The organism is Streptomyces sp. NPDC046215 (assembly GCF_040646215.1).
Classification (GTDB): Bacteria; Actinomycetota; Actinomycetes; order Streptomycetales; family Streptomycetaceae; genus Streptomyces; species Streptomyces stramineus.
In genome coordinates this window covers 75,609-88,291 of sequence record NZ_JBEYZW010000003.1, presented here as the reverse complement: position 1 = coordinate 88,291, position 12,683 = coordinate 75,609, and the positions used below count along the sequence as shown (strand labels likewise).

12 protein-coding genes are annotated in these 12,683 nt (G+C 71.5%); 11 read left to right on the top strand and 1 reads right to left on the bottom strand.

The window, feature by feature from the left end:
- The first annotated feature begins 4 nt into the window (after window positions 1–4).
- From ABZ951_RS02410 to ABZ951_RS02370, 9 genes are all read left to right on the top strand, one after another.
- Window positions 5–1,282, top strand: coding sequence for an aminotransferase class III-fold pyridoxal phosphate-dependent enzyme (locus tag ABZ951_RS02410; protein ID WP_344084536.1), 1,278 nt, complete (start codon window positions 5–7; stop codon window positions 1,280–1,282).
- A complete protein-coding gene (locus ABZ951_RS02405; RefSeq protein ID WP_344084539.1) occupies window positions 1,275–1,793 on the top strand; it encodes an SRPBCC family protein in 519 nt (172 codons plus the stop codon). The genes ABZ951_RS02410 and ABZ951_RS02405 overlap by 8 nt, the downstream gene beginning before the upstream one ends.
- Window positions 1,794–1,807: 14 nt before the next feature.
- A complete protein-coding gene (locus ABZ951_RS02400; protein WP_344084542.1) occupies window positions 1,808–2,284 on the top strand; it encodes a hypothetical protein in 477 nt (158 codons plus the stop codon).
- Between the two features lie 16 nt (window positions 2,285–2,300).
- Window positions 2,301–3,464, top strand: a complete 1,164-nt coding sequence (locus ABZ951_RS02395) for an NAD(P)/FAD-dependent oxidoreductase (protein WP_361278598.1) — start codon at window positions 2,301–2,303, stop codon at window positions 3,462–3,464.
- Window positions 3,461–4,804 (top strand): FAD-binding oxidoreductase, encoded by a 1,344-nt coding sequence (locus tag ABZ951_RS02390; protein ID WP_344084548.1) that lies wholly within the window; start codon window positions 3,461–3,463, stop codon window positions 4,802–4,804. The genes ABZ951_RS02395 and ABZ951_RS02390 overlap by 4 nt, the downstream gene beginning before the upstream one ends.
- Before the next feature lie 16 nt (window positions 4,805–4,820).
- The gene (locus ABZ951_RS02385; RefSeq protein ID WP_344084551.1) at window positions 4,821–6,194 is read left to right on the top strand and encodes a cytochrome P450; all 1,374 of its coding nucleotides are present in this window, start codon (window positions 4,821–4,823) and stop codon (window positions 6,192–6,194) included.
- Between the two features lie 84 nt (window positions 6,195–6,278).
- On the top strand, window positions 6,279–7,223 hold the full coding sequence (locus tag ABZ951_RS02380; protein ID WP_344084555.1) for a diacylglycerol kinase family protein: 945 nt from the start codon (window positions 6,279–6,281) through the stop codon (window positions 7,221–7,223).
- A 3-nt stretch (window positions 7,224–7,226) separates the two neighbouring features.
- A complete protein-coding gene (locus tag ABZ951_RS02375) occupies window positions 7,227–7,811 on the top strand; it encodes a flavin reductase family protein (RefSeq protein WP_344084558.1) in 585 nt (194 codons plus the stop codon).
- Complete coding sequence (locus ABZ951_RS02370) at window positions 7,808–9,349, top strand: MmgE/PrpD family protein (protein ID WP_344084561.1); 1,542 nt, start codon at window positions 7,808–7,810, stop codon at window positions 9,347–9,349. Before ABZ951_RS02375 ends, ABZ951_RS02370 begins: the two co-directional genes overlap by 4 nt.
- 77 nt (window positions 9,350–9,426) lie before the next feature.
- Here the strand turns inward: ABZ951_RS02370 and ABZ951_RS02365 are convergent, their stop codons facing one another.
- Window positions 9,427–10,779, bottom strand: a complete 1,353-nt coding sequence (locus tag ABZ951_RS02365) for a LuxR C-terminal-related transcriptional regulator (RefSeq protein WP_361278592.1) — start codon at window positions 10,777–10,779, stop codon at window positions 9,427–9,429.
- Window positions 10,780–11,611: 832 nt separating this feature from the next.
- Between ABZ951_RS02365 and ABZ951_RS02360 the strand changes: the two genes are divergently transcribed.
- Together ABZ951_RS02360 and ABZ951_RS02355 are read left to right on the top strand one after the other, a co-directional pair.
- On the top strand, window positions 11,612–11,935 hold the full coding sequence (locus ABZ951_RS02360; protein ID WP_344084567.1) for a hypothetical protein: 324 nt from the start codon (window positions 11,612–11,614) through the stop codon (window positions 11,933–11,935).
- Between the two features lie 44 nt (window positions 11,936–11,979).
- A complete protein-coding gene (locus ABZ951_RS02355; protein ID WP_344084569.1) occupies window positions 11,980–12,369 on the top strand; it encodes a hypothetical protein in 390 nt (129 codons plus the stop codon).
- Window positions 12,370–12,683: the final 314 nt, after the last annotated feature.

Genomic DNA, 12,683 nt, shown 5'->3' with positions numbered 1-12,683 from the left:
TCAGATGGCCGAGAGAGCAATCACGGACGACGCCTGGGTGGCGGCGGCGTACCGGCGCACCATGAGTTCGGGCCGCGCCCGGCTGGCCGAGGTGCTGGGCGGCCAGGTGGAAGTGGAGTCGTCCGGCGCGTGGCTCACCACGAGCCGGGGCCGGCGGATCCTCAACGTCGGGGGGTACGGGGTCTTCATCACCGGTGCCCGCCATCCCACCGTGGTGCGCGAGGTCGAGCGCCAGCTGCGGACCCATCCGATCGGAACGCGGATCTTCCTCGACCCGGCGGCCGCGAGGGCGGCCGAGCTCCTGACGTCCGTGACCCCGCCGGGCCTCGACCGCGTGCACTTCTCCGGTTCCGGGGCCGAGGCCGTGGAGGCGGCGATCAAACTCGCCCGGCTCAACGGCCGCCACCGTCTGGTGTCGATGACCGGCGGCTACCACGGCAAGACCATGGGTGCCCTCTCGGTGACCGCGCGGGACACCTTCCAGAAGCCGTTCCGGCCGCTGCTGCCGGACGTCGAACACGTCCCGTTCGGCGACGTCGAGGCGCTGGCGCGGGTGCTGCGGCGGCATCCGGGCGAGACCTGCGTGATCGTCGAACCGGTACAGGGCGAGGCCGGTGTGGTGATCCCCGCTCCGGGCTACCTCCGGGCCGTGCGCGAGGTGTGCTCCCGCCACGGGGCCCTGCTCGTCGTCGACGAGGTGCAGTCGGGTCTCGGCCGGCTCGGCGCGTGGTGGGGGTGCGACGCCGAGGGGGTCAGCCCCGACATCCTGCTCTCGGGCAAGGCGCTCGGTGGCGCGGTGGTCCCGGTGGCCGCGACCGTCGCGACGGAGGAGACCTTCTCCGTTCTCGACCGCGACCCGATCCTGCACACGTCGACGTTCTCGGCCGCGCCGATCGCGATGGCCGCCGTGTGCGGCGCGATCCTGGCGATCCAGGAGGACGGCCTGGTCGAGCGGGCCGCCGCTCTCGGCGCCCGGCTCACACCGGAGCTCAAGCGGATCATGGCCACGTACCTGCCGCACCACCCGTACGAGGTGCGCGGCGCGGGCCTGCTGATCGGGATCGACTTCGCGGACCCGGCCATGGCGGCGGACCTGTTCATGGCGCTCGTCACCCAGGACGTCATCGCGAATCTCTCCCTCAACTCGGATCACGTCATGCGGCTCACGCCACCCGCGACGATGACCGATTCCGACGTGGCTTTTCTTTTCGACCGGTTCGAGCGGGCGGCCAGGTCGGTCGCCGAGCGGAACCCCGAGTACGAGGTGACGGCACATGCGTAGCCTGGAATTGAAGTTGCAGTCGTACGCGGCGGACGCGGACCTCGCGTACCGGCGCATCACCGAGTTCGAGAAGTACCCGGAGTTCGTGGACGAGGTGCGCTCCGTCGTCGTCCACGGGAACGCGCGCGACGAACCGCTGGTCAGCGAGTGGGACATCCTCTTCCGCAACGGTCCGCTGCGCTGGTCCGAGGTGGACTACCTCCAGCCCGAGCTGCGCCGGATCGTCTTCGAGCAGACCGCCGGGGACTTCGACGTCTTCCGCGGGTCCTGGCGGGTGGAACCCCTCGCGGGCGGCTGCGAGGTGACGTTCGAGGTGACCTTCGACTTCGGCATCCCCAGCCTGGCCGGGGTGCTGGAACCGATCGCGACGAAGGTCCTCAAGGAGGCCATCGCCACCATCGTCCACCGGCTGCTCGGGGAGGCACACGTCGTCGGCGATCCGGCGACGGCCATGGCGGTGACCGCGCGACTGGCTGTCCGGCCCGAGCCCGACGCCGCGCTGTCGGCGTAGGCCCGGGGCCGGCGATGGACCATGTGAACCGGTTCGAGAGCAGGGTGACGTTCCGGCTGCTGCGCTGGGAGTACGGCGTCGCGCTCCTGGTCAGCGCGGCGCTCTTCCTGCGGCACCTCTCCGAGGTGCGCTGGTGGGTCGCGGTGCTGCTGTTCGTCTACATCGACCTGATCGGCTACGTCCCGGGGGCGATCGCGTTCCGGCGCGCCGCGAACGGCCGGATCTCCAAGGTCTACTACGTCCTCTACAACACGATGCACAGCTTCGTCACGCACGCCGTCGTCCTCGGCGTCTGGGCGGCGGTGGCGGGCTTGGAGTGGGCCTTCCTCGCCGTGCCGATCCATCTGTGCGGCGATCGCGCGCTCTTCGGCAATTTCCTGAAGTCCTTCCGCGTGCGGTTCGAGCCGGTGGCGGTCCCCGCGTTCGTGGAGTTCGAGAAGCGTGTCGTCGCGCAGCACAGCGCGGAACATTCGACGCCCGAACGGGTCTGAGGTGAGGAACATGTCCGTGAGCAGTGAACGCCCGATCATCATCGGCGCGGGGCCGGGTGGTCTCGCGGTGGCCTGGACGCTGAAGGAGGCCGGTCTCGATCCCCTGCTCCTCGACCGGGAGAAGATCGCCTGCTCCAGTTGGCACTCCTACTACCCGTCGCTGCGGATGAACTCCTGGCGCCGGCTGAGTTCGCTGCCCGGCATGCGGCTCTCCGCGGAGTTCGGGCCGTGGCCGATGCGCAACGACTTCCTCGCCTACATGAAGAAGTACGTCGAGGTCCTGGACCCGGACATCCGTTACGAGACCGAGGTCCACCGCGTCGACCGGGAGGCGGGCCGCTGGGTGGTCCGGACCTCGGGCGGGGACCTGCCGACGCGCAACGTCGTCGTCGCGACGGGCCTCCACCGCAAGCCGTTCGTGCCGGACTGGCCCGGCCTGGACGAGTTCGAGGGCGAATTCCTGCACGCGCGGGCCTACACCGTGCCCGACTCCTTCGTCGGCAAGGACGTCCTGGTGGTCGGCTGCGGACCGACGGGGATCGACATCGCCGTGGCCGTGGCGCACGCCGGCGCGTCCCGCGTGCGGATGTCGATCCGCAACATGCCGGTGCTGTTCAAGCTCAGCCCGGCCACATCGCTGCTGTGCCAGGCCATCAAGCACGGCCCGCTGCCGCACGGGCTGGTCAACCGGGCCAGTCTGCTGATGCACAAAATGCAGTGGGGCGACCTGTCGTCGTACGGCCTGGCCGCGCCCAAGGAGGGCACGATGGCCGGCGCGGCCCGCATCGGGCACGCCTACGGGGCCATCGACCGGGGGTTGATAGCCGCCGTCCGGGACGGGTCGATCGAGGTCGTCACGGGTGTCACCGGGTTCGACAAGAAGGCGGTGCTGCTCGAAGACGGGGCGAGCATCAAGCCGGACGTCGTCATCGCCTCGACCGGGCAGCGGCCCGACATGGAACGCGTTCTGGGGCACCTCGGCGTCCTGGCGCAGCCGGGCGGGCGTCCGATCGTCCACGGCGGCCGGACCGCGCCGCACGCGCCCGGCATGTACTTCCAGGGTTACCGGCTGCCGCCCGGTCAGCTGCCCGACATGGCGGTCGACGCCCGGGCGATCGCCCGGGCCGTCACCGGCGGCCGGCGGTTCCCACTCGCCGGCGTGCGTCGGAGCCGCCGATGAACGGCTCCCGGGCCCCTTGGGCGCGCGGCGAGGACACGGTCTCGCGCCCCCGTCTGCTCGGCCGCCTGCGCTGCGACGTCGCCGTCGTCGGGGCGGGGCTGACCGGGCTGTCCACCGCGGTCGAGCTGCTCGAACGCGATCCCGGTCTGCGGGTCGTCGTGGTGGAGGCGGACCGCGTGGCGTCCGGCGCGAGCGGCCGGGGCACCGGGCTGCTCGGCCCCCGGATCGGGCCGGCGCTGAGCGTGGCCCGCCGGCGGTACGGCGACGACGTGGCGCGCGCCTCGCACCTTTGGTCCGTCGCGGCGGTCCGGCACGTTCTCGACCTGGTGCGGCGTCACGAAATCGCGTGTGACCTGACCCCGGGCAGCCAACTCGTCGTCGCCCGCGACGAGAAGGCCGCCGAGGAGCAGCGGCGGGAGGCCGATGCCGCCCAGGCCCTCGCTCTGCCCGTCGCGCTGGTCGAGCGGGACGAGCTGCCCCCCGTCGCGGCCCGCTACCTCGGCGGACTGCGCTACGGCGAGGCCGCGACCCTGGATCCGGTCGCGCTCACCGGGCAGCTCGCCGGGGTCGGTGAGCGGCGCGGCCTGACCGTCTTCGAGCGCAGTCCGGTGCGGGCCGTCCGGCGGGGGCTGCTCACCACGCTGTCCACCGACGGCGGCGAGATCGTCGCCGATCACGTCGTGGTGGCGGTCAACGCGTTCGGTGCGGCGCCGGGGGCGCCGGCAGGGGTGGTGGGGCTGCGGGTGCAGGCCGGGGTGACGCGCGAGCTCCCGGAGGAGGCGCTCGCGGCGCTGGCCGGGCTGCGGGCCGAGCCCCTGATCGAGCACGGGGAGCTGTCGCCCTACTTCCGGCTCATGCCCGACGGGCGGCTCGTGGTCGGCGGCGGAGCGGTCCGGCGGGGTCCCTTCGGCTCCCGGGCGCCCGCTCCGGGCCGGCTCCGGGCGGCCGTACGGGCCCTGTCGCCGACGCTCGCCGACGTGGAGATCGAGTCCACCTGGGCGGGCCCGGTCGCCATGACTCGCGACGGCCTCCCGGTCGTCGGTCACCACCGCGGGGACCCCGGGCTGCTTCACGCCGGTGGGTGTAACGGGCACGGGCTCGCGGTCGCGGTGTACAACGGCGCCCATCTGGCGCGCTGGATCGTCGAGGGCACCGGGGGCGACCTGTCGTTCTGCCTGCCATGGGTGCGGCCGAAGGCCCCGTGGGTGCCCCGGGGGCGCCTCGTGGACCGCGTCCTCGACCGCTATCTGGCCCATCTGACGGCCGGGGCCGGGCGGCCGCAGGCACCGGGCGGCCCGGGCCCGGCCGCGGTACCGGCCGGGCGGAGCAGCCACGCATGACGGACGGAGAGAGCACATGAGCAGAGTCGGGAGCGACAACGTGAGCGCCAACGAGCGGCTGATGACGTCGGCGTCGATCAGCAGCGTGTCGATCACCGAGCCGATGGACCGGATGCCTCCGGGGCCGTCGGAATCGGTGCTGCGGCAGACCATCAGCTTCCGGCGGGGGCGCCAGCACTACCTGCCGCTGATGCACGACCGGTACGGGGACATCGTGACCCTGCGGGTGGTGCCGGGCGGCCCGTTCGTCATCCTGCGCGACCCCGAGCACATCAAGGAGGTGTTCCGGGGTGCGCCGGAGGTCTTCCACGCGGGCGAGGGGAACTCGCTGCTCGTGCCGATCGTCGGTCGTCATTCGCTGCTGACACTCGACGCTCCCGACCACAAGCCGGCGCGCAAGCGCATGATGCCGCCGTTCCACCACGACCGCATCCTCGACCTGACGACGACGATGCGGGAGATCGCCGAACAGGAGGCGCGCAGCTGGCCGGTCGGCGAGCCCGTCCGGTTCCTGGACCGGGCCTACGCGCTCACCCTGGAGATCATGGTCCGGGTGGTGTTCGGCGTCGACGACGTGCGGCGCGCGGCCGAACTGAGCCGGGCCCTGCGCCGGGTGTCCGACATCAGCCTGTCGGACATCCTGGTGTGGATCCGCCCCGAGCTCGGCAGGGTCTGGCCCTGGCGCAAGGTGGTGCGCAACCTCGAACACGCCGACGCGCTGATCTACGCGGAGATCGCCCGGCGCCGCCGCGACCCCGAGCGGTCCCGGCGCACGGACGTCCTGTCGATGCTGGTGGAGAGCGAACCCGACGACGAGGTCGTGCGCGACGAGGTGATGACGCTGCTCGTGGCGGGGCACGAGACGACCGCGGTCGCGCTCGCCTGGCTCTTCGAGCGGCTGCTGCGGCACCCCGACGTCCTGGCGCGGGTCCGCGAGGGACTCGACGATCCCAAGGACGCCTACCGGACCGCGGTGTTCAAGGAGGCGCTGCGGGTCCGGCCGGTGATCCACAACGTCGCCCGGCGGCTCACCGAGCCGATCGAGCTGGGGGGTTACCGGCTTCCCGCCGGCGTCGCGGTGCTGCCGTCCGTCGGAGCCGTGCAGTGCGACCCGCGGCTGTGGGGCGCCGACGCGAAGCGGTTCCGCCCGGAGCGGTGGTTGGAGGGCTCGCCGCCGCAGAACGCCTGGATCCCGTTCGGAGGCGGTGTGCGCCGGTGCATCGGCGCCATGTTCGCCCAGGTGGAGGTCGAGACGGTGCTGGCGGGGGTGCTGCGGGCCGTGGAGCTCAGGGCCGTCGACCCCGGCGACGAGGGCAGCGCCATGAACCACATCACCATGATTCCCCGGCGGGGGGCGCGCGTCAGTGTCGTGCGCAGGCTCCGTTCGTAGCGCTCTGTTCGCAGCGCTCCGTTCGTAACGCCGTCACCGGTCGGGAACAGCGTGTCGAGAAACCGCATCAGGAGAGGTAGGAACATGACACAAGGTCTGCACGTCGCCGTGGTGGTCAACCCGGCGGCAGGTGGCGACGGGGAACGGATGGTGGCCGCCCTGGAGGCGGTCGGCGCCGCCGAGGTGCACACCGTACGGACGACCGCCCCGGGCGATGCCCGCGACATCGCCTACAAACTGGCCGGCGCGGCGGAGCCGCCCGACCTGGTCGTCAGCGTGGGGGGCGACGGCACGGTCTGCGAGGTGGCCACCGGCCTCTTCCGCGCCGGTGAGGCCGGCTTCGGAGCGGTCCCGCCGCTCCTGGTCGCGCCGGGCGGCACCGGGAACTCCGTCTACCGCGGGCTGTGGAACGACGCACCGTGGGAGACCGTGGTCGCCCTCGCGCTGCGTGGCGAAGCGAGAGCCCGGACGATCGACCTGGCCCGGATCGAGCAGAACGACCACGTCGTGGTCCTCGGTTCCGGCAGCGGGCTGTTCGCCGCGACGTTGCTGGCCGCGCGGAACCGGCCGGAAAAGGGCCGGGACCTGTTGATGGCGGCCGCCCTGGCCGCCATGGAGGACCACGAGCCGTACCCGGGGCGGGTGACCGTCGACGGGGAGGTGCTCCACGAGGGCGGCGTCGTCGAGACGATCGTCGGCGGCTTCCGTTACCGCGGCGGGCTGTTGAACCTGGTCCCGGCGTCGATCGTCGACGACGGTCTGCTCGACATCACGGTGGTCACCTCGGCAGTGGACATGGGTGCCTTCGCGCAGGCCGCCGTCCAGGGCGACGTGCACGAGGTCCCCGGCATCCTGTGGGGCCGCGGAGAGCGGATCACCGTCGCGGACACCGGCGGCCGGGCCGTGCTCTACGAACACGACGGTGAGGTCATGCCACGGAACACGCCCGCCTATGACATCCACGTCGTCCCCTCGGCGCTGACCGTGCTGACGACGGCGGACGCGCCGCCGTGGTTCAAGGAGGGCTGACCCGTGGTGAGTGTCGGTGCCCTGCCGCAGGCGGAGACGGCGCCGGGCGACGCGGCGTGCCGCGCGTACTTCCGCAAGCTCACGGCCGGCGTCGCCGTCGTGACCGCGTGCGGCGACTCCGGGTGGTCGGGAACGACCGTGAGCACCGTGACGAGCGTGTCGATGGATCCGCCCATCGTGCTGTGCTGCGTCTCCGGCGGGTCGCGCACCGTGGCCGCGATCCGGCACGCCGGGCGCTTCGCCGTGCATCTGCTGTCCGAGGACCAGCCGTACCTGGCGGACCGGTTCAGCCGCCCGCCCAGTGACAGTGCGCGCTTCGAGGACCTGGGGCACGAGGTGCGGCTGGTCCGCGGCGCTCCCACGATCGCCGGGACGCTGACGATCGGCTGGTGCGACGTGCACTCCCTCGACGAGATCGGCGACCACGTCGTCGTGTACGGGCGGCTGACCGCGGTACGCGTCGGCGACGGCCGGCCGCTGCTGTGGCACGAGCGCGCCTACCGCGCTCTGGGAGAACGGACCGGATTCACGAACGGCACGGCGCCCGCTCTCGCCGTGCCGCCGCACGACGGGGGAACGCGCACATGACGTCCACGAGGCCCGGTGACACCGCGCCGGCACCGCCGGGCGACGCTCCGCGGGCGAGCCTGACCACCAGGCTGGCCGCCTGGGCCCGGAGGGTGACGCACGAGGACATCCCCGAGCACACCCTGGCGGCGGCACGCAGTCAGCTCGTCTCGAACCTCGCGGCCGTGCGCGGTTCGTTGGAGCACCCGGTCGGCAGGAAGATCGTCAACGCGTTCGGTCCGCCGCTCCAGTCCGACGCCGGGCGGTCCGCCTATGTGCTGGCGGCCTTGGCGACGGCCCTCGACTTCGACGAGGTGGCCTACTCGGGGCACGTGTCCGCCGGCGCGGTGAACGTCGCGGTCGCGGAGGCGGTGCGCGGGGGCCTCGACGGGAAGTCGCTGCTGGCCACGATCGTCGTCGCGAACGAGTGCGCGGCGCGCGTCTCGGCCGCCACGATCCTCAGCCCCTTCTTCCGCGGCCAGACGAACACGCACTGCCATCTGGCGAGCGCGGCGGCGGCCCGGCTGCACGCCCGCCGCGCGTCCGAGCGGGAGTGGGCGGCGGGGCTGGGCATGGCGTTCGGCATCCTGGCCGTTCCCCTCCATCACGGGGTCGTCACCAGTGACGTCAAGGCGCTCAGCGCGGCGGCGCCGGTCCGCCTGGCGCTCGACGCGTGTGATGCCGCGGCCCACGGGCTGGCCGGGCCGGAGGCGATCCTCGAACACCCCGAGGGGCTGTTGGCGCACCTGTCGGTCGTGCCCCTGCCGGACGCGGTGACCGAAGGTCTGGGGCACCGCTGGCACACGGACACTCTGACGTACAAGCGTTTCCCGGGCAGCGCCTATCTGCACGCCGCGTTCGACTGCGCCGAGCGCCTCCACCGGCGGCTCGGCGCGCTCGACGCGTCGCGCGTCCGGCGCGTCCTCGTCCACGGCTCGCTGCTCACCTGGCAGATGGAGCGGAAGGTCGCCCGGGACCTGCACGGTCCGGACACCAGCGTGTCCGCCGCGACCTTGTCGATCGGGTACGGCATCGCCACGCTGCTGTCGACCGGTGCCTTCGGGGTGCGGGACCTGACCCCTGCGGCGATCGGCGACGAGGCCCGCTGGTCCCTGGCGGACAAGGTCACGGTCGAGCACGACATGCTGCTGTCGGAACGGATGGTGCGGGCGACGTCCCCGCTCGGCGAGGCTCTGCGCCAGGCCGGTGACCGCGCCCTGGACTGGCCCGAACTGCACGCCTGGGGCGGTGAGGACGTCCCTCGCATCCTGGCCGGGCTGGGGGCGCCGGCCGAGACGCTGGAGAACGCCACGATGGCCATCGGCGCCAGAGTCGCCGTCGAACTGACCGACGGCACCGTCGTGACCGAGGAGTGCGAGGCGTTCATCGGCTCGGCGGGCCCGGCGACGCGCCGGGACCACCGGACCCTCGTGCGCGAGAAGTTCCGGGCCGTCGGTGGTGCGGAGGACGTGCTGTGCGGCCTGGAGGGCATCGACCTGCTGGACCCGGCCGGGACGGCGCGGGCCCTGAGCCGTGCGGTGGCTGTCGGGACGGACTGACGCTGACGGCACTCCGGGGGCAGAAGCCCGGGGGCAGGAATCCGGTGGTCAGCGTTTCGGCGGTCAAGAACTTGTGGTCAGGAACTCGGTGCTCTGAAGTCCGGTGGTTGATCGAATTGGGCGATGATCGGGCCGAGTTTGACACGCGTCGAGATCGAGAGCTTGCGGAAGATATTGCGCAGGTGGAAGTTGACGGTGTGAGGGGAGAGATCAAGCTGCTTGGCGACCTGCTGGTTCGTCATGCCCTGGCCCACGTACCGCGCGATTTCCCGCTCCCTGAGGCTCAGCGAGGCGATCGGTCTCGGCTCGTGGGGTGGGGGGCCGGCGGCTGCCGCCTCCGTCTCCGAGCTGCGCGGGCGGTGGTCCGCCGCGGCCGCCGGCCGTGCGGGGCGGTCCGCGCCGAAGTCCAGGACCGAGGTCAGTTCGGGCTTCTCTCCGGCCGACGCGGCCCGCGCGCTCTGCGCGGCGCTCTCCAGCAGGCTGAATCCGCGGTTGTCGCTCGCCAGCCGCTCGATGGCCCGGAGGCAGCGTTCGGCGAGGTCGGTGTCCCCGGCCCGCCGCGCGACGGCGACCAGCCACGCCGGTCTCGCGGGGTCCTCGATGAGACTCACCGAGCGGGTGTTGAGCAGGTGCCACTTGGCACGTATGCGCTCGGCGGCCGCGCGCGGCCCCTCCTGCGCGGCGACGAGGGCCGTTTCCGCGAAGGTGACGCGCGCGGCGGAGTCGAGCAGGGCGTAGTGGTCGGTCCGGGCGTGGAACGACTCCAGGGATTGTGCGGCGCGGTCGCGGTCACCGAGCGCCAGATGGGCGGTCGCCGCGACCGAGAGGGCGAGCTTCACGCCGAAGGCCGAGTCGTGTTCGTCGCTGATCCGCACGGCCTTCGAGGCCGCCTCGATCGTCTGGTCGAACCGTCCGGCCTGGAGGTGCAGCAGCGAGCGCAGTGCCTCGGGCAGGGCCCCGAGCATGTGGAGGCCGGTGCTGTCGATGAGGTTGTCCAGGTCACGCACGACACGGTGCGCGTGGTGGGAGATGTGGAGGTCGCTGAGCTTCTTGGCGAACAGCAGGTAGGCGTAGACACGCCACACCGGGGCCACGTCATGGGAGTGCTCGACGGCGAACCGGTTCAGTGACAGCCCCTGGAGCAGGCTTCCCGAATGCCAGTGCTCGACCGACTGCACGCACAGGGCGGCCACTTTGAGCGCGTCCGACCCGGACACGCTCTCATCGGCCGCTTCGGCCATCCATCGCTTCGAGTCCGCGCCGATCACGGACCCCATGAACAGCCAGAGCGCGATCACGTCCCGGTACCCGGGCATGGACCCGTCCAACTCGTCGAGCGTCCGGTCGACCGCGGCCAGCGCGTCATCGATGTCACCTCGCACGAAGGCGATCCGTGCGTCGTCGAGCGTCCGGACAATGTCGAAAGGCAATGCGCCGGAACAATAGGAATTGATGAGGTAAAGAATATCGCTCATGGATGTGGGGGCGGTGGATTCCGATTCGGATGAATGCAGAACCTTCCGCGCCACGTCGCCCTGCTGCCCTTCCATCTTCCCCCCGTCGAGCTTCACCGTCGGACCGGACTGCGACCGGTCCCCCACCCGCTTCGGACGACGACCCCGCCCCGACCGCGCCCGCAGGAGGCGATGGGGGTGCGAAGGGTCACCATCGGTGGCGATTTGCGGGGCAGCCGCGTCGGGCGGCAGAGTGCATGCTGCCGACCCCTTTCCCGCACGACGCCAGGTCCCCCGTCGACACATTGCCCCCCTTGGCACATGACCCGGGCAACCCTAAATCGCTCGGGCGTTCAATTGCTAGACCTACCACAAGCCGCCCGGATCGGCACATGAATTTCCCTACTAAGAGCCGTATTACTTCGGTTTGCACCGTTCTTCGCGAGTGATCTCGGCGACGTCCGGCCGCAGGCGGCGCACGGCGGCGGACGCGACACTCGCCGGCCGCCGCCGGGGCGTCCACACCGACCACGGCCCCGATACCACCTGACCGACGACGGCGCCCACGGCGCCCACCCCAGGGACGCAAGCGACGGCACGGCAGCGGCGCGACAGCTTGGCCGGAAGGGTGCTCCTGAGGCGGTGGTTCACTTTCTAGACTTGCATTGTCATGATCATCACCGTTTTGCGTGTCGCCGCGCCCTTCCGGCAGCCCGTTTTCCGACCCGGCGCGCGGCACGCAGCAGAGGGGGATTCCATGCGGAGATCTCGTTCGGCCCTGGCTTCGGTACTGTGCATGACGGCCGCCGTGGGACTGGCAACGGCCCTCGGCCCCGCACCGGCCGCCGCCGCTTCCTCGGCGCCGGCGGCTGCCGCTCCCAGTTGCCCGTACCCGTACGTGTGCTTCATCAAGAACGACAAGATCATCGGCAAATTCAAGGACGTCACCTCCGGCTGGCAGCCCCTGCCGTCCAAACCCAAGGACATCACCGTCGTCAACTCCCGGCGGGACGATGTCGCGTACATCCGCAACACCCACGGCGGAATCGTCTGCATCGCGCCGAAGAGTTCCTACTCCACCGGCTGGACCCTGAACGCCGTGCGCATCTCGTCCAACTCCAGTTGCGGCTGAGGCCGCTCCGTACCGCTTCCAGGCCCAGGCAGAGAGACGAGCGGATGAAGAATCTGAAGAGCAGGAAGACCCTCAGGAGTGCCGTGCTGGCGATGGCGGTGGCCGGGGCGTGCTTCGGTGTCACCGCCTCCCCGGCGGCGGCCTCCCCGGCGGCGGCCTCTCCGGCGCAGGCCGCGCCCAGTTGCCCGTACCCGTATGTATGTTTCATCAAGAACGACAGAATCATCGGCAAATTCAAGGACGTCACCTCCGACTGGCAGCCCCTGCCGTCCAAACCGTCGGCCCCCTTGGCCGTGGTCAACACACGGCACGACGACGTCGTGCGCGTCCGGTTCACCAGCGGCAGCGTCAGCTGCATACCGCCCAAGACCACGAATCACATCAACGGTGGGCAGCTGAACGCGGTACGCATCTCCTCGTCCACGAGGTGTTGAACCAGGGCCGACGTCCAGGGACGGCGTTCGGGGCCCGGACCGTACGGTCCGGGCCCCGAACAATTCCGCCGGCGGAAACCGGCTTGCTCCTCCCGGCTGTCCGCGTGCTTGGGCGAGCCTGCCGGCTGCTGGTCCGGAGCCCGTAAGACACCATCGAGGCGAGCGCGATCAACGCTCCGGCCTGCGGCACCCGGCGCCCGATGCGCCCGGCGGCCTTCAGCGCGATGAGCGCACCGGCCCTCTCACCGAGGGCGTTCACCACGAAGGCCACGGCCGCGCGGGCGGTCAGAACCAGTGCAGGCAGTGCGGGGAGC

What these genes read in the sequence shown, in the direction of transcription:
- ABZ951_RS02385 (WP_344084551.1), top strand. Translation starts at nt 4,821, where the DNA reads ATGAGCAGAGTCGGGAGCGACAACGTGAGCGCCAACGAGCGGCTGATG.
- ABZ951_RS02410 (WP_344084536.1), top strand. Translation starts at nt 5, where the DNA reads ATGGCCGAGAGAGCAATCACGGACGACGCCTGGGTGGCGGCGGCGTAC.
- ABZ951_RS02405 (WP_344084539.1), top strand. Translation starts at nt 1,275, where the DNA reads ATGCGTAGCCTGGAATTGAAGTTGCAGTCGTACGCGGCGGACGCGGAC.
- ABZ951_RS02400 (WP_344084542.1), top strand. Translation starts at nt 1,808, where the DNA reads ATGGACCATGTGAACCGGTTCGAGAGCAGGGTGACGTTCCGGCTGCTG.
- ABZ951_RS02390 (WP_344084548.1), top strand. Translation starts at nt 3,461, where the DNA reads ATGAACGGCTCCCGGGCCCCTTGGGCGCGCGGCGAGGACACGGTCTCG.
- ABZ951_RS02380 (WP_344084555.1), top strand. Translation starts at nt 6,279, where the DNA reads ATGACACAAGGTCTGCACGTCGCCGTGGTGGTCAACCCGGCGGCAGGT.
- ABZ951_RS02370 (WP_344084561.1), top strand. Translation starts at nt 7,808, where the DNA reads ATGACGTCCACGAGGCCCGGTGACACCGCGCCGGCACCGCCGGGCGAC.
- ABZ951_RS02355 (WP_344084569.1), top strand. Translation starts at nt 11,980, where the DNA reads ATGAAGAATCTGAAGAGCAGGAAGACCCTCAGGAGTGCCGTGCTGGCG.